The following is a 21,903-nucleotide window of genomic DNA, read 5'->3' as shown; positions in this document are numbered from 1 at the left end:
CCGCACGGCGGTCGCCGAGGTCAACGGGGTGTCGGTCGTCGAGCGATCGGTCGTCGACGGGAGCTGAGAGGGGGGCAACGGAGACCGGAGGACTCTACCAGTTCAGAGAGGCGTTTCGATAGCCGTGCGAGAGATTATTACACTTTGCTCTGTAGTAGTTACATGACCGTCCTAGCCGAGTTCTCCATAGAGGCTGACCAGTTTCTACTGGGGAGGATCATCGCGAACTTCCCTGATGTCGCCGTAGAAATAGAGCGGGTCGTCCCGACTGGGAACCGAATCATGCCGTATATCTGGGGATGCGGTGACGATTTAGACGAGTTCGTTACGGCGATGCGAGAGCATCCGAACGTCGAGTCGATTACCGCCGTGGATCGGGTCGACAACCAGGCGTTGTACAAAATCGAGTGGGAAGACCCTACGGAACGGCTCATCGCGGGGCTCGCAGAGACGACGGCGACGATTCTCAAGGCACAGAGTGACGACACGTGGACCTTCGAGATACGCTTCGAGGATAACGGGGGGCTGGCCGCGTTCAGCGAGTACTGTGCCTCACACGGTATCGAGTATCGGCTCAAGCGCGTCTCGGCGTTGACCGACTCGGAGTATTTTCAAAAAAGCTACGCCTTCACAGAACCCCAATACGAAGCGCTATCACTGGCAGTCGAACGCGGCTATTTCGAAATTCCGCGAGAAGTCACGTACGAGCAACTGGCTGGTCAACTCGGCGTCTCTGAGCAGGCGGTGTCGGAGCGCGTCCGCCGCGCGACGAACAAGGTGATGAGAGCCGCTATGGCTGGGCAACCGTCGTTTGATCTCTGAGCGGCCAGAAACGCAGGCCAGCTGTAATATTAATCGGCTTTACTGTACAAGGGTTCAAGTTTAGATAACACACGCTAATAACTAATGTAGCGATGATCGAGCCAATACCGCTATCGCGACTCAGCGAGGACGAACTGTTGGATACGCTGTACAAAGCCTTGGCCAACCGGAAGCGGCGGAGAATGCTCCGGTATTTGGCCGATCATCCGGAACCGGTCCCGACCACACAGCTAGCGACTGAAATGTCGGCCCTCGAGTACGGTTCCGAATCGTCAGCCGTCCCGACCGAACAGCAGTCAGATACGCACGTCTCCCTCTCCCACGTCCACCTCCCGATGCTCAACGAGGCCGGAATGGTGAGTTGGGATAGAGATAACGACACCGTTGCGATCGCTCCCGCTCTACGGGAACTGGTCGTTACGACGACCGGCGACATCCTCGGCGTTTCGGCTTCTGTAAACGAATTATTATGAATAGCGACGCGTTTTGCCCGGATTTGTAGCAGACGCAATATGACCAAATACAGCGTTCAGATTGTGCGCAGAGTCGCCGATAAAGAAGGTGTCCATCCGACCGATTTGGATGATACGCTGGGTGACGTAGTCGATCCTGATGCGCTAGATCAGTTGATGATGTCTTTGGAAAGGAACCAGCGAGATTCGGTCGGTGCTCTCAGGTTCGAATTCTGTGGATACACGGTGCGTGTGTCTGCAGCAGGTGACATCGATATCCAGTGAAATGCGAAGCAGACCCGCCTTTACCGACGTCTCACGCGGGAGATAGTAGCAGAGTACACGGGTCCGGAGGAGACACTCGAGCGTGTCCAAGTGCCTCCAGAGCGAGAGCGCGTGCGACAGCCCGAACGCGCCGCAAACGTGAGTTGACGCGTCCCCGACCGCAGAACCATCCGTGTCTCGCGAGGCGTTCCTGACGGAAGCGATAGCGGACCGAATCCGGTCCGCAGGTGATCCGTACTGATCGAAACGAGCCGGACTGTTTCTCCGAGTGAGTGATTTAACACGCGCCGCACTGCCGGGTTCAGTTCCTCAGTTCGCCGCCGCGCTCGCGCTGACGGCGTCGATCGCGTCGAGGAAGAGCCCCGTACCGAGCGCGATCTCGCGTTCGGTCGCGTCGAGCGGGGGAAGGAGTCGGATCGTCTTCGTCCCGCAGCCGAGCGTCAGGAGCCCGCGGTCGAGCGAGGCCTCGACGACCGCCGAGCGCCGCTCCGCCGTGTCGAACTCCACCGCCAGCATCAACCCCTTGCCGCGGACGTCGACGACGGTGTCTGGCGCGTCGTCGCGGAGGAGCTCCCTCGCCTGCCGCCCCCTCCGGGTCGCGTTGTCGAGCAGGTCGTGTTCCTCGATCGCCTCCAGCGTGAACGCCCCCATCATCGAGCCGAGGAGGTCGCCGCCGCCGAACGTCGAGCCGAGGCGGTTCTTCTCCGACGGGAACACCTCCGACCGGGAGATCGTCGCGCCGACGCGCAGCGCCTTCGCGGCCGCGATCACGTCCGGCTCGATGGCGTAGTGGTCCGCCGCCCAGATCTCCCCCGTGCGGCCCATCCCCGACTGGATCTCGTCGACGACGAGCGGGATGTCGTACTCGTCGGTGACGGCCGCGACCTCGTCCATGAACGCCTCGCTGGGGAAGCGGTAGCCGCCGACGCCCTGGATCGGTTCGAGCGTCAGGAAGGCGATCTCCGCGGGGTCGACGTGCCCGCCCTCGGGCGCGAGCATGTTCCGGAGCCGCGAGCCGCCGCCGGCAAAGAAGCCGCAGTCGCAGGTCGCGGCGTCGCAACCGCGGTCAGCGCAGAACGGCACCGTCTCGATGCCGCTAATCTCCGGGTAGTGCCGGGTGTACACGTCCTTCGACTTCGTCAGCGAGAGCGTTCCGAGGGTGCGGCCGTGGAAGCTCCCGTCGAAGGCGACGCCGTACTTCGCCGGCGACCGGTGGTCGTGCGTGATCTTCATCGCGTTTTCCATCGCCTCGGCGCCGGAGTTCGAGAGGAAGACGGTGTCCATCCCGTACTGGCTGGAGACGTCGGTCAGCCGGTCCATGAGGTGGCTCGACCCCGGGAAGTCGGCCTCCTCCGGGCTCGGTCCGGAGCCGAAGTACATGTCCTGGCCGGCGATCTTCATCGGCTCGACGAGGTCGAACTCGCGGAGCTTCGAGAGCACCTTCTCGTTGTTGTAGCCGAGCGGGGCCGCGCCGATGTGACAGGTGAAGTCTAAGAGGACGTTGCCGTCGACGTCGGTGACGAAGGGCCCGTCGGCCTCGCGGGTCACGTCCCAGACGAACTCGTGGGAGTACTCGCTGGGCGCGGAGTGCGACTGGTGGAACTCGACCCAACGCTTCCCGTTCGGGCCGGGGAGCGCGTCCGCGGCGGGTTCAGCCGTATCCCTATCCATACACAGATTATGTATACGCCGTACATTAAAACTTGGTATAAACGAGGGTAAAACGGAACGCGAGCCGTCAGTCGTCGTCGGATCCGGCGGACTCGAACGAGGCCGACCGGGAGTCGCTCTCCTTGGACCCCCCGTACAGCACGGTCTCGTCCTGCAGTAACACCCGACCGTAGTTCGAACTGAACTCTCTGATGAGCGAGAGCATCGCGAGGAAGCAGACGAAGGCGAACGGCGCGCCGGTGATGATGACCGCGTCCTGCAGCGCCCCCGCTCCGCCCGCGCCGCCGATGATCATGAGGATGGCCGCGGTCATCCCGAGCACGACGCCCCAGAAGACCCGGTTGATCGTCGAGGGCCGCGCCTTCCCGCCGGTCGTCATCATCGAGACGGCGAGCGTCGAGGAGTCGGCCGAGGTGATGAAGAACGTCGTCACGAGGATCATGAACGCGATCATGAACACCGTTCCGAAGGGGAAGGCGCTGAAGAGGATGAAGCCCGAGATCTCCGGGGTGAAGTTGTTGATCACGGGAGCGAAGTCGGCAACGCCGGTGTGGTGGTACTGCAGCGCGGTGCCGCCGACGAACGTGAACCACGGGATGGTCGCCGCCGATGTCGCCACGATACCGGTGAACGCGACCTCGCGGACGGTCCGACCCTTGGAGATGCGGGCGATGAACAGGCCCGCGAACGGGGACCAGGAGAGCGCCCAGGCCCAGTAGAACACCGTCCACGCGTTGACCCATCCGGTGCCGCCCTCGGTTCCGACGCCGGCGAAGAGGCTCATCGAGGTGAAGTCGGCGATCATGCCGCCCACCGCCTGCGACCCCAGCGTGAGCAGGAACAGGGTCGGGCCGAGGATGAACGTCGCGAGCATGAGCGCGACGAAGAGGATCATGTTGAAGTTCGACAGCCGCCGGATACCCCTGTCGACTCCGAGCACCATCGAGATCGTGAACAACAGCGTCATCGTGGTCACCACGAGGAGGATACCGACGTTCCCCAAGTCGATCCCCCACTGGTAGTTGAGGCCGGCGATGAACTGGCTTCCGATGAACCCGAGCGACGTCGCCACGCCGCCGATCGTCGCGAAGACGGCGAGGATGTCGATGACCTTCGCGGCCGGGCCGTCGAGGTTGTCAGCGCCGAGGACGGGCGTCAGCGCCGACGAGACGCGCAGCGGCACGTTCTCGTAATTGTACGCGAAGTAGGCGATCGCGAGCCCCATGATCGTGAAGACCGCCAGCTGGGGCAGTGCCCAGTGGAACAGCGTCTGCTGGATCGCGATCGGAACCGCTTCCGCCGTCCCGCCTTCGATGCCGAACAGCGGCGACGGGCTGTCGTAGTAGAACAGCGCCTCGGTCGGTCCCCAGAACACGACGCCGGCCGCGAACCCTGCCGAGTACAGCATCGCGAAGAACGAAAGGAAGCTGTACTCCGGATCCGTGTCTCCCATCTTGATCTTCCCCCAGGGGCCCACGATCAGGAACAGCAGGAAGACGACGATCAGGAACACGATCACCAGCAGCGCCCAGTTGAGATAGGCGAGAACCTGCGACTGGACGGTCGCGATTCCGCTGGAGACGAACTCTTGATCGATGAAGAACGCCGCGATCACGCCGACCGTCAACAGCGCGCCGAACGCGAAGACGACGGGGTCGATCTCGTCGAGGAACTCCTCGACCATCCCCCGGTCCGCACCGCTCATACGGGGCCACCCCGACGACCGTGACCACTAGTTGGCCCGCGATCCCTCCGCCGGTCGAGTACCATGCCACGTGCTGGCATGGGATGTCGATCGAAAGTATACACAATAAGTGTTTCTCAGTGTCCGAAAGTATAACCGTATTATGTAATCCGTATATGTATTCAACGTATTCTGAAATGAGCGGTTGACTCACCGCTATTGGCATATCTATCTGAAATAATTGAACGTTTGAATAGAAAAAGCGACTCTACCCGAAACACCGGCTGGAATCACGTCGGAATCTGGACGGGGGCATCCCGATCTCCGACGGCCCGGCACGCGGGCGATCCCGGGGCGGGCAGCGAGGTGTCATCGATATCCGTTACCGGCGGAAATCAGTCGGTACGCGGCAGCGGATCATCGGTCGGGTAGCGTGCCGAGGTGGAGAAGGCGGCGGGAGCGAGCGAGTCGCCGACCCGTTCAGTTCGTCAGCTCTTCGAGCGTGCGCTCGTGAGAGGTCGCGCTCTCCGTCAGCTTCTCGGCGAACTCGTCGACGCGGTCTTTGATCTCCTCGCCGGCCTCCTCCGGCGAGAACGATTCCGACATGGTCAGCAGGCGGACGAACGCGCGAAGCTCCTCGTCGGTGAGCTCCGCGAACTCGTCGTTCTCGAGCTTTTCGACCACCTCGTCGACGTCGATCTGGCCGACCGGCTCGACGTTGAACTCCACGTTGACCATGCGGTAGTTCGACCCGGCGAGCCGCTGTTCCGCCTTCCCGACGCCCTCGGAGAGCATGTCCTTGAACGGGGTGTGGTATCCCATCGTGCCGAGATGGAGGAACGCGAGCATGTCGGTGATCCCCTGCGTGTACGCCTCGCGGTCCTCGCCGTCAGGGTCGAACACCGTCTTCCGGTCCCGCTCTTCCAGACACTCGAAGAGGATGCTGAAATCGAGGATCGCGTTCCGGACGCGGCGGCGGATTCGGTTCCGCTTCTGTTTCCGCGAGTGGTCCGTGTAGTCCGTCTTCCGTCCGAGCAGAAAGTCACGGTCGGAGGGCGTGAGGATACCGCGAGGCCGGTCCGACTCGGCCGCCGCCTCCAGCGACTCCGGCACGTCGTTCTGGCTCATGGCCTAAATACCGAGGGCCAGCGGATTAACGGTACTGGTCGTGCCAACGGGTCCCGCCCGTCGACCGATCCGACGCCTCCCGCCGGCGCCCGGTTACGGGCGCCGCCGGGAGAGCTCGACGAACGCGTCCGTTAGCAAGTCGACGCCGATCGCGAGGCTCGCCTCGTCGACGTCGAACGTCGGGGTGTGGTGGCTCGTCGGGTGGTCCGTGCCGATGAGCAAGTACGAGGCGAGCCCGTCCGCCTCTTGGACCTGCCGCATCAGGTACGTGGCGTCCTCGCTCACCCCGAACTCCTCGGACGGGATCACGCGCTCGACGCCGTCGACGTCCCACGCGACGTTGCCGACGACCTCCCGGAGCGCCGGGTGGCTGTCGACGCACGGCGACTCGCTGATCACGCGCGGGGCGACGTCGCAGTCGTGGAGCTCGGCAGCGGCGTAGAGGATCCGCTCGAGCTCGGTGCGCGCGTACGTCATCAGCGCGGTCGTCTCGCCGCGGACCTCCGCCTCGATGGTCACTTCCTCGGCGATGACGTTGCTCGCGGAGCCGCCCTCGATCTTGCCGACGTTCACCCGCGTCGCCCCGTCGCGATGGCGCGGGATCCCGTACGCGTTCTGGATCGCGGTCGCGGCGGCCTGCATGGCGTTCGCCCCCTCGTTCGGCGCCTTTCCCGCGTGGGCGCTCGCCCCCTCGAAGGTGGCCGTCAGGTGCGCCATCGCCAAGGGGCTCTCCACGCCGGCGACGATCTCGCCGGTCGGGTGGCCGAGCCCGACGTGGAGCGCGAACAGGTAGTCGACATCGTCGAGGTGGCCGCTCTCGGCCATCGCCTTCCCGCCGCCGGAGATCTCCTCCGCCGGCTGGAAGAACATCTTGAGGGTCCCCTCGAACGCGCTCTCTCTGATCGCCTCGATCGTGCCGAGCGCGATCGCGAGGTGCGCGTCGTGACCGCAGGCGTGCATGTAGCCGTCGTGTTCGGACCGGAACCCCTCCGCCGTCGGCCGGTGGTCGGGGTCCTCGGACTCGTGGATCGAGATCGCGTCGAGGTCGACGCGCAGGCCGATACACGGCCCCTCGCCCTGCGAGAGCGTCGCGACGACGCCCGTGTGGCCGCCCGCGGTGCGCTCGAGGAGGTCGTCGCTGACCCCGGCCCGACGGGCGCGGTCGAGCCACGGGCGGATCTCGTCGTCGTCGGGGACGGCCATCCGTGAGTCGGTCGCGAGGGCGTCGCGGCCGACGGCGACCTCGTCGACGCCGATCCGTTCGAGCTCCTCGACGACGCGCGCCGTCGTCCGGAACTCGCGCCACCCCGGCTCCGGGTGGCGGTGGAGCGCCCGCCGGAGGTCGCTCAGTCTCGCTCGCGCGTCGTGGGACATCTGTTCGGAGCGAAAGCGGTCAGGCTACTTAAGAATAGTCGATACCTCATCTCTCCGGTCGCCGTCGACGACGTCCGCCGCGAGGGTCGGTCCGCGTCGCCCGCGGCCGACATCGCCCGCGGTTTCGGCCGAGCCGTCGGTCGTCCGCGTCGGCGAGCCGCCGTCGACCGGGCTACAGTTCGACCTCGGTACCGTCGCCCGCCTCGACCGCCCGCCGGTAGACCGCCTCGCCCGCCGCGGCGTCCAGCGTCGCGGACCCGACGCTCACGACCGCCAGCACGTCCTCGGGCGACTCCCTGACGTACCCGTCCGCGAGGGGGACGCCGAGTTCGACCAGGTCGTCGGCGTCGAGGTCGCTCGCGAGGAGGTCGCCGGTCTCGGCGGCCTCTTCGGGCACGTCGGCGAACACCCGCTCGGCGCGGTCGAGCACGCGGGGATCGAGCTCCTGCGTCTCCGCCGTGAACGCGCCGACCGCGACGACGAGGGTCCCCTCGTCGAGCGCGTCGGGCGGGAAGACGGGCTCGGTCGCGGTCGTCGCGGTCACGACCACGTCGGCGCCCGCGACCGCCTCGCCGGGCGTGTCGACCGCGCGCGCCGGGACCCCCTCGTCGCGCAGGTCCGCCGCACACGCCTCTCGCGAGTCGCTCGGCGAGTGGACCCGCACGTCCGACAGCGCCGCGATCGTCGCGATGGCCCGCGTCTGCCAGCGCGCCTGTGCGCCGGCCCCCACGACGCCGAGAGTGAGCCCCTCGCCGTCCGGCTCCGGAGCCAACGCCCGGACCGAGACCGCCCCGATACAGCCGGTTCGGGCGTTCGTGATCGCCGTCCCCGCGATGAACGCCTTCGGGAGACCCGTTCGGGCCTCCGTGAGCACGATCTGCGCGTTGATCGTCGGGAGCCCGCGCTCCGCGTTCGCCTCGTGGACGCCGACGAGCTTCGTCGCGTAGTGGTCCGCCCCGTGGACGTACGCCGGCATCGCGATGCCGGTTCCGAGGGGGTCGTCGCCGTCGAGCCCCGCGCCGACCGGGAAATGCGGCCGGTGCGGTCGTTCGACCTCGCCGGCGGCCTGCTTGACTAACGCGTCGTCCACCACGTCGACGAGCGACGCCAGGTCGAGGCGGCGGTCGACCGCCTCCGCGGAGAGTGCGATCACCATGCCCGGGTCGTCGCTCCGCGGCGACTTAGCCCGTTCGTCGGACGACCCGTTCGGGCCGGCTCGCTCTCCGAACCGCGGCGGGGTCGCGAAGGGAGCCGGTCGGCGTCGGAGGTTTATGATCTCGGGGGGCGATCGGGGGATATGGACACGCTTGTCGTCGGCGGGGGCGTCCTCGGGCTCTCGGCCGCGTACGCGTTGGCCGACCGCGGCGCGAACGTGACCCTCGTCGAGAAGGGGTCGCTCGGGAACGCCAGCACCGCCCGCTCGGCCGGCGGGATCCGGTCGCAGTTCTCTTCGCGCGTGAACGTCGAGCTCTCGCTCGCCAGCAAGGAGGTGTGGGACGCCTTCGAGGAGCGGTTCGGCGTCGACATCGGGCTGCGGAAGACCGGCTACCTGCTCCTGGCTCGGACGGAGGCGGTCGCGGAGCGGTTCCGCGCGAACGTCGACATGCAGTGCTCGCTCGGCGCGGAGAGCGAACTGCTCACGCCGGCGGCGGCGACCGAACGCTGTCCGGGCCTCGACCCGGAGCCGTTCGTCGCGGCCGCGTACAACCCCGACGACGGGTTCGCCGACCCGAACCTCGCCGTCCGGGGATACGCCGCGGCCGCCCGCGAACCGGGCGTCGACGTCCGGACGAAGACCGCCGTCACGGGCCTCCACCGCGAGGGCGACCGCGTCGTCGGCGCGGACGTCCGCGCGGCCGGCGCGACGGACACCGAGCGCCGCGAGGTCGACCGCGTCGTCAACGCCGCGGGCGCGTGGGCCGCGACGGTCGGCGCGATGGCCGGCGTCGACCTCCCGATATCGCCCCGGCGCCGACAGATCGCCGTGGTCGACCCCGCGCCGCCGGTCCCCGAGTCGGTCCCGCTGACGATCGACCTCGAGACGGGCTCGTACTTCCGCCCCGAGCGGGACGGGGCGGCGCTCGTCGGGGGCCACTTCGACGAGGCGGACCCCGCGCGAGACCCCGACGCCTACGACGAGGGGATGGACGTCGAGTGGGCGGCGCGCGCGGTCGAGCACGCCGCCGACTACGCCGAGTACTTCGGCCCCGACACGCGGATCAAGCGCGGGTGGGCCGGGCTGTACGCGGTCACGCCCGATCACCACCCGATCGTCGAGGAGACGCTCCCCGGCCTCGTGACCGTCGCCGGGTTCTCCGGCCACGGCTTCCAACACGCGCCCGCCGCGGGCCGGATCGCCGCCGACCTCGCCGTCGACGGGGAGACGGCCCTCCTCGACGCCTCGCCGCTGTCGCTGGACCGGTTCGAGCGCGGAGAGACGCTCACCGAGCGACACGTCGCCTGAACGGCCGCGGGGCGGCAGTGAGAGCGGGAGGGGCGGGAGAGCGAGAGAAAGCCGGGAGGGGGCGGGAGAGCGAAGGAAACGAGAGGGGCAGGGAGCGGGAGAGCGAGAGGAAACGAGAGGGCGACAAGGAGGCGAAAATCGAGGAAGACGTACCGTGCGTGGAACCGACTCCGGCTACTCTCCGTCCGGCGACGACACCCGCACCACCTGCTTACCGATGTTGTCGCCGGCGAACAGCCCGAGGAAGGCGTCCGGAGCGTTCTCGAGGCCGTCGACGACCGTCTCGCGGTGCTTCAGCTCGCCGCTCGCGACCCACCGTCCGAGCCGCTCGCTGGCCTCGCCGAACCGGGTCGCGAAGTCGCTCACGAGCAGCCCCTCGACCCGCGCCCGGACCGGGATCAGCTGGGGGAGCTTCCGCGGGCCGGTCGGGACCGACTCGTCGTTGTAGTGGGCGATCTGCCCGCAGACGGCGACGCGCGCGTCGAGGTTCAGCTGCGCGAACACGGCGTCCGTGATGGGCCCGCCGACGTTGTCGAAGTAGACGTCGACGCCGTCCGGCGCGGCCGACTCCAGCGCGGCGCGGTAGTCGTCGGTCGTCTCGTAGTTGATCGCCGCGTCGAAGCCGAGGTCGTCGGTGAGCCAGTCGGTCTTCTCGTCGCTACCGGCGAAGCCGACGACGCGGCAGCCGTTTCGCTTCGCGATCTGGCCGACGACCGAGCCGACCGCGCCCGCGGCGCCGGAGACGACGACCGTGTCGCCGGGCTTCGGCTCGCCGACCTCCAGGAGCCCGAAGTAGGCGGTCCGCCCCGGCATCCCGAGGGCGCCGAGGTAGGCCTCGGGGGCGGCGACCGCGGGGTCGACCGGGGCGACGTCGGCCGCGTCGAGCGCCGCGTAGTCGGCCCACCGGCCCTCGCCCGTCACGAGGTCGCCCGCGTCGTACGCGTCGTGTTCGCTCTCGATGACCTCGCCGACGACGCCGCCGTTGAGCGGGTCGCCGACCGCCCACGGCTCGGCGTACGATTCGGCGTCGCGCATCCGACCGCGCATGTACGGGTCCACGGAGAGGTAGCGCGTGCGAACGAGGAGTTCGCCCGGCGCGGGGGACGGGACGTCGGTCTCCCGCAGTTCGAAACAGTCCTCGTCGGGCTCGCCGGTCGGGCGCTCGGCGAGCACCCACTCGCGGTTGGTGTCAGTCACGGTCGGCGTTGACCCCTGCGCCCCAATAGGGTTTGGACGCCAGCAGGGCACGGGGCCGAATGGGGGGCGACGGCGACCCAGCTTCGCCGGGTGATTTTTTCCGACGGCCCGCGAGGGTGACGGGTATGGACGCGTTGCACTCGTTCGAGGGGCAGACGCTGCGAGCGATCAGACGAGACCTCCACCGCCACGCCGAGGCGGGCTGGAAGGAGTTCCGGACCTCCGCGCTGCTGGCGGCCGAACTCGACGGCCTGGGGTACGACGTGCTCGTCGGCGAGGACACCGTCGCGCCGGACGAGCGGATGGGCGTGCCGCCGGCCGACGAGGTCGCCGCGGCCAAGGAGCGCGCTCGGGAGGCCGGCGCGCCGGCGGAGTACCTCGACGCGATGGGCGACATCACCGGGGTCATCGCGACGCGGGAGTTCGGCGACGGCCCGACGATCGGACTGCGGACCGACATCGACGCGCTCGAACGACAGGAGGCGATGGACGACGACCACCGCCCGGCCGCGGAGGGGTTCGCGAGCGTCCACCCCGGCGAGATGCACGCCTGCGGCCACGACGCGCACGCCGCGATCGGCGTCGGCGTGGCCCGGGCGTTCGCCGAGAGCGGGTTCGACGGCACGCTGAAGTTCTTCTTCCAGTCGGCCGAGGAGGGCGGGCGCGGCGGCAAGCCGATGGCCGAGAGCGGCCACCTCGACGACGTCGACCGCCTGCTCGCCGTCCACGTCGGCCTCGACGAGCCGACGGGCACGGTCGTGTCGAGCTACGACGCCCCGCTGTCGAACGCGAAGGTCGACGTGACGTTCTCCGGGGAGCCCGCCCACGCGGGCGGCGAGCCGCACGCCGGGCGGAACGCGCTGCAGGCGGCGACCGCGGCGATCGGGAACCTCTACGGGATCGCGCGCCACGGCGACGGCGCGACGCGGGTCAACGTGGGCAGGGTGAGCGCGGACAACGCCCAGAACGTGGTCTGCGAGGAGGCGACGATGCGGGTCGAGGTGCGCGGCGAGACCCACGACCTCAACGAGTACATGCTCGGGCGGGCCCGCGAGGTCGTCGACGGCGCGGCGACGATGCACGACGTCGACGTCGAGACGAGACTCTACGGGAAGACCACGACCTTCCGCAACGACGACGCGGTGGTCGACGTGGTCGAGGCCGCGGCGGAGGCGACGCCGAGCGTCGACCGGATCATCGAGAAGGAGTTCGGCGGCAGCGAGGACGCCTCCTACCTCATTCGCCGCGTGCAGGACCAGGGTGGGACCGCCACGTACCTCGGCGTCGGCGCGAGCAATCCCTCGGGCCACCACACGGCGTACTTCGACGTCGACGAGGACGCGATCGACGTCGGCGTCGACGTGATCGTCGACGCGATCGGTCGGCTGGCCTGACGTATCCCGCTCGGGGGTCTGACGTATCCCACCCGGGGTCTGACGTATCCAACCCGGGGTCTGACGTATCCAACCCGGGGGTCTGATACGGTGGCGGATGCCCGGCGGACGCCCGGCGGACGCGCCGAGGCGGGACGCTCAGGTCGAGTCCGTCGACAGCACGAACAACGCGCACGCGGCGCCGATCACCAGTATCGCGATCAGGAGGACCGGCATGATCGTTTCCAGCTGCGCCGCGCTCAGACCGAACAGATCCCCGCTAGCGGTCATGCGCATTTCAAGCTATCCAGCGGGTGACCGTCGTCGCCGCCCTAGTTCATCCCTCGCCCAACGGGATCGAGAGGCCGCCGGCCACGCGCTCGACGTCGGTCCCGAACGCCGCGGAGCGCTCCGCGACGGTCTCCCGAACCCACTCGGCGACGTCGGGGTCCGCGAGCGTCGCCGCCTCGTCGACGATCGCGGTCGGCTCGACGAACAGCTCGTCGAGGTCGCCGTCGCGGACGACCAGCTCGAACAGCGCGCTGCGCTTGTTGTGAACCCCCTGCCGGTCGACGTAGTCGACGTAGTCGTCGACGAAGTCGCCCGCGTCGTAGACGATCGGCCGCCCCCGATACACCTCGACGCCCTGGAGGACGTGCGCGCTGTGGCCGTGGACGACGTCGACGCCCCGATCGACGAGCCACCGCCCGAACCGCTCGTGGACCCGCCGCGGTTCGGTCTCCCAGTTCGCGCCCCAGTGCAGGGAGGCGACGACGAGGTCCGGATCGTGCGAGCGGGCGCTCTCGAGAACCCCCTCGACGAGCGAGCGCGTCGCTGGGATCGAGGGATCGAGCGTCGCGAAGGCGGTGCCGGGCTCTTCTTGAGCCGCAGCGAACGCCTCGGACTGGTCGGTGAGGCCGAACGCCGCGACCGTGACGTCGCCCGCCTCGAACACCGCCGGCTCGAGCGCCGCCCCGAGATCGGTCCCGGCACCGGCGTGGGCTATGCCGGCGTCGCCGAGGTGCGTCCGCGTGTCGCGGAGCGCGGGCTCGCGGAAGTCGAGGATATGGTTGTTCGCGAGCGAGACGAACGAGGCGCCGGCGGCCTCCAGCGCCGGCACGGCGAACGAGGGATCCGACCGGAAGTAGTACACCTTGTCGGGCCACCGCGTGCCGCGCTCGGAGACGCAACACTCCAGATTGGCGACGAGCCCGTCGAGCTCCGCGAGGCGCGGCAGCGTCGGCCCCCAGACCCCCGCGGGGTCGTCGTCGGCCCACCGCTCGTTCACGCTGCGCCCGAGCATGAGGTCGCCGACGAACCCGAGCCGCGCGTCGACGTCGGCGGCGTTCGGGTCCTCGCGTCCCCCGGCCTCGTCGTTACGTCCGCCCGACGGGGACGCGACGCAGCCGGCGACGCCCGCCAGTCCGACGGCGCCCGACGCCAGCAGGGTTCGACGAGTTCGCATCGCTCGCGGCTTCGGCCGGCGTCGATTTCAAGCCACCGAGTGAGCACCGGCCGCGTCCGATCGCGGTCAGTACTCGATCGTCGCGGAGTACCGGTCGAGCACGAACACGAACGCCGCGCCGACGAGCGCGGCGAGGGCGAACCGGGGCGCCGCGCCCCGCCACGACTCCCCGCTCTCGGCGAGTCGAGTCGAGACCTCGAGGAGCGGCGCCCGGAGCGCGCCGACGACGAGGCTCACGAGGAACGCGAGCGTGGCGGCCCGAGCGCGGGCGAGCGCGTACCTGACCGTGTGCGCGATGGTGAACAGCCCGACGACCCCGCCGAGGAGAAACGTCAGGACCGGCGGGAGCGTCTCGACGAGCGCGTCGCTCCCGTTCCCGGTCAGGAACGCGGCGAGCCCGTCGACGGCCCGGCTCACGGTCCCAGACATGTACTCGTACTGGCCGAGCACGATCAGGAGGAGCGACCCCGAGATGCCCGGGAGCACCATCGCGCTGACCGCGACCGCGCCGGCGACGAAGACGAGCGGCAGCGAGCTGCCGAGGCCGGCCGAGGCGACGCCCGAGGCGAGAAACGCGAGCAGGAAGCCCGCGACCGCCGCCGCCTGCCGCCGGGGCGTGTCGAGCGTGACGCCGCGGAGCAACACCGCCGCGCTCGCCGCGATCAGCCCGAAGAAGAAGCCGTACGTCGCGACCGGCCGCGTCGCGAGCAGGTAGTTGACGCCGCTCAGCACGGTGACGACGGCCGTGCCGATCCCCGCGCCGAGCACGAGCAGGAAGGCGCCGTCGATCTCGTGGAACGCGGCGCGGGCGTCCGGGACGTTCGCGGGGCGGACGCCGGCGAGCACGCGTCGAATTCGAGACGGGTCGACCGCGGTCACGGCCGCAATCAGGCGCTCGTAGATGCCGACGATGAGCGCGATGGTGCCGCCGGAGACGCCGGGGACCGCGTCGGCGCTCCCCATCGCGATGCCCTTCAGGTAGACCGTCGCCCAGTCCCGGAGGCCGACCATCGCTGGTTACGGGCTCGCGCCGACGCCGACGGTCAGGTCGACGGCGGCGTCCGCCGCGACCGGCGTCGCGGGCGCGACCGCCGCGCTCTCGTTGCTCGATCCGTCGCCGCCGTCGGAGCCGCTCCCGTCGACCGGACAGTCGGGGTCGCCGCTCGGGCAGTCGACGATCTCCTCTTCGAGCTCGACCGTCGCCGCGGCGTCGTCCGCGCCGACGACCTGCCCCTCGGTCACCTCGACCTGCCCGACGCGCTGGGTGGTGTACAGGTCGTCGCCGGTCGTCTGCGCGGTGGTGATGTTGTACGCGCCGGTCGCGCGGACGCTGGTGTTCGTGTAGCCGTTCTCCGGGCCGAACTCGTCGTACCCGGTCGTCGAGTACGGCACCGTGAACGCGAACTCGCCGTCCGAGTCCGCTTCGGCGTACTGCGTGTACTCGAACGTCTGTCCCGTGGCCTTTTCGAGTTCGACGGTCGCCTCGACCTCCTCGCCGGGTCGGGCGCCCGACCCCTCGATCGTCGCGCCGGGCACCCGTTCGAACGTCTTCACGTAGTTGTCTCGGAGCGCCTGGAAGCCGCCGACGCCGAGGACGTCCTCGACGCCGGTCCCCTCGGGGACGAGTCGGCCGAGGACCTGCACCTGCAGCGCGGATGGCGACTGCCCCGGCGACTGCGACGCGTGGACGAGCCGGTGGTGCTCGAGGGCCGCGACGCGCTCGGAGGGAAGGTCGCCGACGCCCCCGACCTGCGCGCTGCCGTCCTGCTCGACGTACTCGCGCGCCGCGGTCACGTTGTCGAACTGCCGGACCGTCGTCCGCGGGTCGCTCGGGAGGGTGCTCACTTCGACCTGCCCGCCGCTCCGCGTCTGGGCGGTCCGCGTCTCCCAGTCGACGACGACCGGCTCGGGGTCGACCGCGCTGCCGTAGTGCTCGTACAGCCGGATCATCTGGCTCTCGTGGTAGCGCTGGGTGTTCACCTGTATCACCGTCTGGAACCCGCCCTGCTCGGTCTGCTGGTAGAGCACGCGGTTGAAGTCGGAGCGCGTCTCGTTGCCCGAGTAGAACGTGACGGGGGCGCCGAACTTGGAGTTCGGCGAGGCCATCTGCCAGTCGACCATCACGTAGCGGGTGTGTTCGCCCTCCTCGCTCTGGCCGGCGAGCACCTCGCGGGCCGCCTCCTCACTCGGCGCGAGGAGGTAGTCGGCCGCTTCGCCCGCGTTCTGCTGGAACGGATTCGCGTTCGGGATGCGCTCGGCGCGCGTGGTGATCCAGTGGCCGTAGTCCCACCACGACTGCACGCCGTACGCGCCCTCCGGGTACTCGAAGTCGCCGTCGGCCGGGCGCTCGTAGGTGCCGTACAGCTCCATGGGGTTGTCCGCGCCCTCGAGCTCGCCGGGCGTCGGCGTCTCGTCGTTCATCCACTGGAGGCTGCCGTCCCACTGGGTGACGCCCCCGGGGCCGGTGTTCGCGCCGGCGGCCCAGACGGGGGTCACCATCGCGACGAGCGGGACGATGAGGACGACGACCAAGGCGATCGCGACCATCGCCTGCCACCCCTCGACGTCGCGGACGTCGTCGAGCGACCGGAGGCTGATCGCGTCGAGCGCGACCTGCAGGAAGTACGCCGCGCCGACCGCGACGATCACCGCGAGGTAGTAGTTGAAGCGGGTCTGCGTGAACGCGGCGCTCCCGATGAACGCCGCCCACACGACGAAGTACAGCTCCTCGGCGTCGTACTCGACGAGGAACGTCGCGCCGACGAGGAAGGCCGCGGCGATGACGAGGCCGACCACCTGCCAGCTCACGCCGACGACGCCGCCGATAGCACCGTAGAGCTGCGGGACCGCGTAGACGGAGCCGACGGCCGCGAGCGCGGCCGGGATGTACAGCGTGTGGTTGGCGTCATCGGAGCGGTAGAGGGGGCGCGCGACGATGTAGAGCACCGCGGCGAGCGCGAGGAAGAACGCGAAGCCGTACTGCGAGAGGACGAAGTCGGAGAAGGCGGCCTCTTGGAGCGGGGGTTGGCCCTCTCCAATGGTGCGGAACTGCGCCGTGGCGCTGAAGCCGACGAAGTTCAGGAGATTCGTCGTGAGCGTCGACCACAGCGACGGAAGCGCGAGCCAGACCACACCTGCGGACGCGAGGATGAGCCCGCCGACGGCCGGCGGGTACGTGTTTACCTCGAGTTCGCGCGATTCCCACTGCCGGGCGAGCCACGCGAGGAAGACGGCGCCGACGGCGACGCCGAGCGGGAGGACGACCTGGAGGAGCGAGTACTGTGTGGGGTTAAACGAGAACGTGTCGAGCGGGATCAACTGCATGAGGCCGGCGACGCCCATCGACACCGCGCCCGCGAACGCGATCGGTTCGGGCGTGGTGCCGTGGGACACGTCGCTCGTGAGCTTGACCGCGAGGAAGACGCCGGTGACCCCGACGAGGAGGACGCCGGGCTGCCACGTCCACATGTACAGGCCGAGCGCGACGCCCGCGGCCGCGGCGTACGCGGCGGGGCGTTTGAGCGCGTCCCAATCGCGGTCGACGACGAGCTCCCAGACGGGTGCCTCGCGCTCGGCGACCGCGAAGGCGACGAGGAACGCGAGGACGGCGAGGCTCTGGAAGAGGACCTCGGCCGCGCTGTGGTCGGGGAAGCCGACGAGACTGTAGCTGAAGAAGGTCCCCGGGAGGAGCGCGAGGACGACGACGGCGCCGACCGCGGCGAACCGGTCGACGAACCGGCGCGCGATGAAGTAGGTCGGGATCGCGACGAGCGCGCCGGCGATGGGGGCCATGACGAGCATGACCTCCTGGGTGCTGCCCATGATCGGACGGGCGATCCAGACGCTGACCGCCATGATGTGGTCCCAGAGGGTGCCGAACTGGCCTGCCTGATTACCGATTGGGAAACCGGTCCAGACGTCGAACCCAAGGGTGTTCGGCCAGTTCTCCAGTAGATAGGTCGTCTCGCGGAAATGATACCAGGCGTCGTTACCGCGGAAGTACACTTCGCCGTTTCGGACGAAGTTCCCGTACGAGCGGAGGCGAGTCCACAGCATGAACGCCATTCCGACGAGAAGAACCAGAACGTGATACCACCGTCCGAGCAGATCGACGGGGGACGACGCCGATCCGTCCGGCGGGTCGTTCGAATCGCTCATTACCTCAAGACGACTGGGAAAACGCGCATAAGGCTTGTCATATCTGTGGCCTACCGTCTGACGGAGGCGACCTGAGCTCACCCGTTACCGCTCCAGTCAATCGGCCGGAAACGACGCCGGAGGGGTTTTATTGACGGTAGTGCAACCGGGCCGTATGTATGTGGTCGGCGGAGTCGCGCTGGGGCTTTTAGCACTGACGGCCACGCCGTACGTCTGTTACCTTGCCCTCTACGCGTGGATTCGGCCGTCCGGCTCGCCTGCAGATAAGCAGGCGTGGGAGCCGGAGGTGAGTGTCGTCCTCCCCACCTACAACGAGGCGGCGATCGTGGAAACGAAGCTCGACGACCTCATGGCGCTGGAATACCCCATTGAGAAGGTGGAGCTCGTCGTCGTCGACTCCTCAACGGACGAGACGCGAGCGATCATCAGGGACTACTTCGCGGACCTAGACGATCCGGATTTAACGATTGTTGAGGAAGGAGAGCGAAATGGTGTCGCACGAGCTATAAACGAAGCGATGGAGTCCGTTTCCTCAGAAATTGTCTTTCGGACAGATTGTGACTCGAAGCTGGCCGCTGACGCGCTTAGTGAAGCCGTAGCAAACCTCGCCGACGAGGATGTCGGTGCCGTCACCGGGCAGCAGACAGACGTGTTAGGCGATAGTCAGGTCGAACAGGATTACCGTGACATAACCGCGAGAAACCAGATTCTCGAATCATACCTCGACTCGACATTCATCTGTCACGGACCCTGTTTCGCGTTTGCGCGCTCGGAGTTTAGGCCCCTCACACCCGACTCGCTCGCGGACGACACCGAGATCGGCGTAAACATCCGGCGATCGGGGAGTCGCGTTGTGATGGACCCCGCGATTCAGTTTGTCGAATCGGGCGCTTCAGGCTTCGTCGACCGAAGGACACGGAAAGACCGTCGTGCGATGGGATTAGTTCAGTTGCTCGCCCGGAACAGAGACGCACTTGGGAAATACGGTAAGTACGGGCGCGTGGTTCTCCCCTTTAATTGGTGGTTCATGATTCTCTCACCCTGGCTGGCCGCGTTCACTGGCATCCTAGCCACAGCGGCCGCCGTGAGCTTACTCGGAGTGGCTGGACTGGGCGTCCCCGTTTTAGGGCTCGTGTTCTTCTGGTTCGGTCAGCAGGACCATCTCGGGCCGATTCAGCCAGTATACGCTGTCGCGGACTCGCAGGTCTCGTTGCTCGTTGCACAGCTCCGTCTCGCACTGGGCGACGTAACTGGAATGTGGGACGTCGACCGCGAGTCTCGCCGGTTATTCGAATGAAGGTCGTTCAAGTCGTTCCCCGGTATCCTCCGCGGACTGGTGGCATCGAAACGCACGTCAAAGAGGTGAGCGAGCGCCTCGTCGAACGGGGCCACGACGTGACAGTCCTGACGGCCGACGACGGCGAAGAAGTACGTACTTCGGAAACGCGAAACGGCGTCAGGGTGATTCGTCACCGCGGCTTCGCTCCCAACGGTGCGTTTCACGTCGCTCCAGGGATACTGCAGACCCTTCGACGACGCGACCCTGACATCGTCCACACGCACAACTACCACTCCCTCCCGCTGCTGTTCGCGGCAATCGGAACACGCGACGCCGGGTTCGTCGCGACGCCACACTACCACGGCGGAAGCGCGTCCTCGTTCCGGGACCGGCTGTTGTCTCTGTACCGCCCCGCTGGTGCGTGGGCACTTCGCCAGGCCGACGCAGTCATCGCCGTCAGTGACTGGGAGCGTGAGCAGTTACAGCGCGACTTCGGACTCGAAGCGACTGTGATTCCGAATGGAGTCGACGTCGAGCGTTTCCGGACTGCCGAGCCGACACAGCGTGAACAGCCGTACCTGTTGACGGTCGGCCGTCTGGAGGAATACAAGGGCGTCCAGCACGGGATTCGGGCACTAGTCAACTTGCCCGAGTACGAGTTGGTGGTGGCGGGGAGCGGGGAGTACGGCGATCGGTTGCGCGAGGTGGCGCGTGAGGTGGGTGTGGGGGAGCGGGTGTCGTTTCTGGGGTATGTCGACGGAGAGGAGTTGCCGGGGCTGTACGCCGGGGCCGAGGTGCATCTGGTGCTCTCGGCGTTCGAGGCTTACGGGATGACTGTAGGGGAGGCACTTGCGGCCGGGACACCGTGTGTGGTCCGGGAATGCGGCGCGCTGGTGGACTGGGTCGGCAGGGAGGGGTGTGTGGGCGTGGCAGACGTGTCGCCGGCAGTGGTTGCTAGAGCGGTAGGTGAGGCTGTGGGTCGCGAGACGGACGTGGATGGGTTGCCGACGTGGGAGGAGCTAGTTGATAGGGTTGTGGCGGCGTACGGGTGAGTGGGATCGGGCGAGTCGATATCAGGGTCCGGTGAGTGGTGATGTCCGGGTCAGGGCGTCTTCAGGGGCCCGTACTCCACCGGGACTACGTGACGAATCGCTAGTCGAAAGTGCGGGCTGACGGCCAGCAGCGTTCCGAAATACACGGCCGCACCCGTTCCGACAAGAGCGAGCAGCAGGAGCCAACTCCGCACGGCGACAGTCGTGAGTGCGGCTTCGAGCGTGAGGAACATCACCAGCGCACTCGCAACTTGTTCGAACATCGGCCTGGTGACGGCGAGACGGCCGAACTCCGTGTAGACGAGGTACTGCAAGACGACGAGCCGGAGTGCCTCCGCGACGATGGTCGCAACGACGACGCCGAGGAGTCCAAACTCGTAACCGAGCCCCACCGCCATCGGGAGGTGAGCCACTGTGACGACGGCGTTGACCCGGAAGATAACATCCGGACGGTCCATACCCTCGAACACGGACTGTAGTGGTGAGGCGTAGACGTTGCAGACCTGGAAGACGGCCATTCCGACGAGGGCGCCACCAGCCGCGGCGAACTCTCCGCCGAAGACGGTCCGCGGAAGGGCACGCGGCATCGCGAGCGCGCCGAACAGTATCGGAATCGCGAACAGACCCGAGTAGGAGACGGAGTTCAGCAGGTCCACCAAGACGCCCTCACCGGCTGAGTGCCGACCGCTTGCTCTGACGGCGAACGCGCCACTGATGCTGCTAGAGAGGAACGTGGCAGGCTGAGTCAACTGTCGCGCGACCGCGTAAAATCCGGCAGCGGTACTCCCGGCGGCTGCGGTGACGACCAGAATATCCAGACTCGAGTACAGCTTGTTCAGCAATCCGTTCGGGACGCTCCACCGGGCGTACTGAAAGATGCTCGTCACCGTCTCCCGACCCGGGAGAGTCGGTCGGACACCGGCGAGCAGTACGGAAAAGAGCGTCGTTGCTACGGTTCCGAGCGCGAGTCCCGCGACGAGACCGAACGCCTCCAGACCGAGCCACAACAGCGTCACCTGGCACGCTATGGTCACCACACTACGGACCGTGTCGATCCATGACGACCGCGCGGGATAGCCGACGCCAGCGAGCAACTGGTTGGCGACGTTGAATAGGCCGAGCGAAGCTACGACGCCAACCGCGGCCAATGCCACCGTCGCCGAACTCAGGTACTTCGCGATGGGGCCCAAGAACAGGAGCGACCCGAACAAGATCATCACCGAGAATGCTATGTGGAAGAGGAGGCCAGCTCCGAGAAACGGAGATGGATCGACATCCACCTCGCTGACGCGTTTCTGGACAGCGGCCGCCACGCCACCGGAAATTTTCGCGAACACGAACGCGGCCGCGATGGCGGTCTGGTAGACGCCGAGTCCCGACGCACCGAGTACGCGCGCGAAAAGCACTGTGCCACCGAACCCGACGGCACCCATTACCACGTTCGAGACCAGCGAGGAAAGTGCCTCACGACCGATGCCGATTGACGTGGTGTCCCGCAT

The 21,903-nt window shown here is 67.6% G+C and carries 18 protein-coding genes; 7 read left to right on the top strand and 11 right to left on the bottom strand.

Annotated elements, in window-relative coordinates; all coding sequences use genetic code 11:
• The first annotated feature begins 162 nt into the window (after nucleotides 1-162).
• The 3 genes from DJ82_RS11095 (at nucleotide 163) to DJ82_RS11085 (ending at nucleotide 1,559) form a co-directional block, all read left to right on the top strand.
• Complete coding sequence (locus tag DJ82_RS11095; RefSeq protein WP_094581815.1) at nucleotides 163-822, top strand: helix-turn-helix domain-containing protein; 660 nt, start codon at nucleotides 163-165, stop codon at nucleotides 820-822.
• Between the two features lie 92 nt (nucleotides 823-914).
• Nucleotides 915-1,295, top strand: a complete 381-nt coding sequence (locus DJ82_RS11090) for a hypothetical protein (RefSeq protein ID WP_094581814.1) — start codon at nucleotides 915-917, stop codon at nucleotides 1,293-1,295.
• A gap of 39 nt (nucleotides 1,296-1,334) precedes the next feature.
• Nucleotides 1,335-1,559, top strand: coding sequence for a HalOD1 output domain-containing protein (locus DJ82_RS11085; RefSeq protein WP_094581813.1), 225 nt, complete (start codon nucleotides 1,335-1,337; stop codon nucleotides 1,557-1,559).
• A 309-nt stretch (nucleotides 1,560-1,868) separates the two neighbouring features.
• Here DJ82_RS11085 and DJ82_RS11080 read toward each other — a convergent pair whose 3' ends face one another.
• The 5 genes from DJ82_RS11080 to DJ82_RS11060 all read right to left on the bottom strand — a co-directional run bounded on the left by DJ82_RS11080 (nucleotide 1,869) and on the right by DJ82_RS11060 (nucleotide 8,572).
• A complete protein-coding gene (locus DJ82_RS11080; protein WP_094581812.1) occupies nucleotides 1,869-3,230 on the bottom strand; it encodes an aminotransferase class III-fold pyridoxal phosphate-dependent enzyme in 1,362 nt (453 codons plus the stop codon).
• A gap of 67 nt (nucleotides 3,231-3,297) precedes the next feature.
• Nucleotides 3,298-4,935: a BCCT family transporter gene (locus DJ82_RS11075; RefSeq protein ID WP_094524941.1), complete on the bottom strand. Its 1,638-nt coding sequence runs from the start codon at nucleotides 4,933-4,935 to the stop codon at nucleotides 3,298-3,300.
• A gap of 459 nt (nucleotides 4,936-5,394) precedes the next feature.
• Nucleotides 5,395-6,042: a hypothetical protein gene (locus DJ82_RS11070; RefSeq protein WP_094524942.1), complete on the bottom strand. Its 648-nt coding sequence runs from the start codon at nucleotides 6,040-6,042 to the stop codon at nucleotides 5,395-5,397.
• A 93-nt stretch (nucleotides 6,043-6,135) separates the two neighbouring features.
• The gene (locus DJ82_RS11065) at nucleotides 6,136-7,416 is read right to left on the bottom strand and encodes an amidohydrolase (RefSeq protein WP_094581811.1); all 1,281 of its coding nucleotides are present in this window, start codon (nucleotides 7,414-7,416) and stop codon (nucleotides 6,136-6,138) included.
• A gap of 172 nt (nucleotides 7,417-7,588) precedes the next feature.
• Nucleotides 7,589-8,572, bottom strand: a complete 984-nt coding sequence (locus DJ82_RS11060; protein ID WP_094524944.1) for an ornithine cyclodeaminase family protein — start codon at nucleotides 8,570-8,572, stop codon at nucleotides 7,589-7,591.
• A 141-nt stretch (nucleotides 8,573-8,713) separates the two neighbouring features.
• Between DJ82_RS11060 and DJ82_RS11055 the strand changes: the two genes are divergently transcribed.
• Complete coding sequence (locus tag DJ82_RS11055; RefSeq protein ID WP_094581810.1) at nucleotides 8,714-9,880, top strand: FAD-binding oxidoreductase; 1,167 nt, start codon at nucleotides 8,714-8,716, stop codon at nucleotides 9,878-9,880.
• Between the two features lie 174 nt (nucleotides 9,881-10,054).
• Here the strand turns inward: DJ82_RS11055 and DJ82_RS11050 are convergent, their stop codons facing one another.
• Nucleotides 10,055-11,077 carry an NADP-dependent oxidoreductase gene (locus DJ82_RS11050; RefSeq protein WP_094581809.1) on the bottom strand — a complete coding sequence of 341 codons (1,023 nt, stop codon included), beginning with the start codon at nucleotides 11,075-11,077 and terminating at the stop codon, nucleotides 10,055-10,057.
• Between the two features lie 125 nt (nucleotides 11,078-11,202).
• Here DJ82_RS11050 and DJ82_RS11045 point away from each other — a divergent pair, with 125 nt between their 5' ends.
• Entirely contained in the window at nucleotides 11,203-12,471 is a 1,269-nt protein-coding gene (locus DJ82_RS11045; RefSeq protein ID WP_094581808.1) for an amidohydrolase, read from the top strand.
• A gap of 138 nt (nucleotides 12,472-12,609) precedes the next feature.
• On the opposite strand, the gene DJ82_RS15505 is transcribed toward DJ82_RS11045, so the two are convergent.
• The 4 genes from DJ82_RS15505 to DJ82_RS11030 form a co-directional block, all read right to left on the bottom strand.
• Entirely contained in the window at nucleotides 12,610-12,741 is a 132-nt protein-coding gene (locus tag DJ82_RS15505; RefSeq protein ID WP_254922203.1) for a hypothetical protein, read from the bottom strand.
• A gap of 46 nt (nucleotides 12,742-12,787) precedes the next feature.
• Complete coding sequence (locus tag DJ82_RS11040) at nucleotides 12,788-13,915, bottom strand: CapA family protein (protein ID WP_094581807.1); 1,128 nt, start codon at nucleotides 13,913-13,915, stop codon at nucleotides 12,788-12,790.
• Between the two features lie 66 nt (nucleotides 13,916-13,981).
• The gene (locus DJ82_RS11035; RefSeq protein WP_094581806.1) at nucleotides 13,982-14,926 is read right to left on the bottom strand and encodes a DUF368 domain-containing protein; all 945 of its coding nucleotides are present in this window, start codon (nucleotides 14,924-14,926) and stop codon (nucleotides 13,982-13,984) included.
• Between the two features lie 6 nt (nucleotides 14,927-14,932).
• Nucleotides 14,933-18,073, bottom strand: coding sequence for an oligosaccharyl transferase, archaeosortase A system-associated (locus DJ82_RS11030; protein WP_094581805.1), 3,141 nt, complete (start codon nucleotides 18,071-18,073; stop codon nucleotides 14,933-14,935).
• Between the two features lie 154 nt (nucleotides 18,074-18,227).
• Between DJ82_RS11030 and DJ82_RS11025 the strand changes: the two genes are divergently transcribed.
• Together DJ82_RS11025 and DJ82_RS11020 are read left to right on the top strand one after the other, a co-directional pair.
• Nucleotides 18,228-19,370, top strand: coding sequence for a glycosyltransferase (locus tag DJ82_RS11025; RefSeq protein ID WP_094581804.1), 1,143 nt, complete (start codon nucleotides 18,228-18,230; stop codon nucleotides 19,368-19,370).
• Nucleotides 19,367-20,404 (top strand): glycosyltransferase family 4 protein, encoded by a 1,038-nt coding sequence (locus tag DJ82_RS11020; RefSeq protein ID WP_094581803.1) that lies wholly within the window; start codon nucleotides 19,367-19,369, stop codon nucleotides 20,402-20,404. The genes DJ82_RS11025 and DJ82_RS11020 overlap by 4 nt, the downstream gene beginning before the upstream one ends.
• A 50-nt stretch (nucleotides 20,405-20,454) precedes the next feature.
• On the opposite strand, the gene DJ82_RS11015 is transcribed toward DJ82_RS11020, so the two are convergent.
• Nucleotides 20,455-21,903, bottom strand: a complete 1,449-nt coding sequence (locus DJ82_RS11015) for a lipopolysaccharide biosynthesis protein (RefSeq protein ID WP_094581802.1) — start codon at nucleotides 21,901-21,903, stop codon at nucleotides 20,455-20,457.

The sequence above is a fragment of the Halorubrum sp. Ib24 genome (assembly GCF_002252745.1).
Taxonomy (GTDB): domain Archaea; phylum Halobacteriota; class Halobacteria; order Halobacteriales; family Haloferacaceae; genus Halorubrum.
Note: the sequence above shows the minus strand (reverse complement) of the source record. Positions and strands in the feature narration are given on the sequence as shown.

Excerpts from the sequence above, each read along its gene's own strand:
- DJ82_RS11070 (WP_094524942.1), bottom strand. The coding sequence starts at position 6,042 with ATGAGCCAGAACGACGTGCCGGAGTCGCTGGAGGCGGCGGCCGAGTCG.
- DJ82_RS11075 (WP_094524941.1), bottom strand. The coding sequence starts at position 4,935 with ATGAGCGGTGCGGACCGGGGGATGGTCGAGGAGTTCCTCGACGAGATC.
- DJ82_RS11095 (WP_094581815.1), top strand. The coding sequence starts at position 163 with ATGACCGTCCTAGCCGAGTTCTCCATAGAGGCTGACCAGTTTCTACTG.
- DJ82_RS11045 (WP_094581808.1), top strand. The coding sequence starts at position 11,203 with ATGGACGCGTTGCACTCGTTCGAGGGGCAGACGCTGCGAGCGATCAGA.
- DJ82_RS11085 (WP_094581813.1), top strand. The coding sequence starts at position 1,335 with ATGACCAAATACAGCGTTCAGATTGTGCGCAGAGTCGCCGATAAAGAA.
- DJ82_RS11035 (WP_094581806.1), bottom strand. The coding sequence starts at position 14,926 with ATGGTCGGCCTCCGGGACTGGGCGACGGTCTACCTGAAGGGCATCGCG.
- DJ82_RS11030 (WP_094581805.1), bottom strand. The coding sequence starts at position 18,073 with ATGAGCGATTCGAACGACCCGCCGGACGGATCGGCGTCGTCCCCCGTC.
- DJ82_RS11020 (WP_094581803.1), top strand. The coding sequence starts at position 19,367 with ATGAAGGTCGTTCAAGTCGTTCCCCGGTATCCTCCGCGGACTGGTGGC.
- DJ82_RS11065 (WP_094581811.1), bottom strand. The coding sequence starts at position 7,416 with ATGTCCCACGACGCGCGAGCGAGACTGAGCGACCTCCGGCGGGCGCTC.
- DJ82_RS11080 (WP_094581812.1), bottom strand. The coding sequence starts at position 3,230 with ATGGATAGGGATACGGCTGAACCCGCCGCGGACGCGCTCCCCGGCCCG.
- DJ82_RS11090 (WP_094581814.1), top strand. The coding sequence starts at position 915 with ATGATCGAGCCAATACCGCTATCGCGACTCAGCGAGGACGAACTGTTG.
- DJ82_RS11040 (WP_094581807.1), bottom strand. The coding sequence starts at position 13,915 with ATGCGAACTCGTCGAACCCTGCTGGCGTCGGGCGCCGTCGGACTGGCG.
- DJ82_RS11015 (WP_094581802.1), bottom strand. The coding sequence starts at position 21,903 with ATGCGGGACACCACGTCAATCGGCATCGGTCGTGAGGCACTTTCCTCG.
- DJ82_RS11060 (WP_094524944.1), bottom strand. The coding sequence starts at position 8,572 with ATGGTGATCGCACTCTCCGCGGAGGCGGTCGACCGCCGCCTCGACCTG.
- DJ82_RS11055 (WP_094581810.1), top strand. The coding sequence starts at position 8,714 with ATGGACACGCTTGTCGTCGGCGGGGGCGTCCTCGGGCTCTCGGCCGCG.
- DJ82_RS15505 (WP_254922203.1), bottom strand. The coding sequence starts at position 12,741 with ATGACCGCTAGCGGGGATCTGTTCGGTCTGAGCGCGGCGCAGCTGGAA.
- DJ82_RS11025 (WP_094581804.1), top strand. The coding sequence starts at position 18,228 with ATGTATGTGGTCGGCGGAGTCGCGCTGGGGCTTTTAGCACTGACGGCC.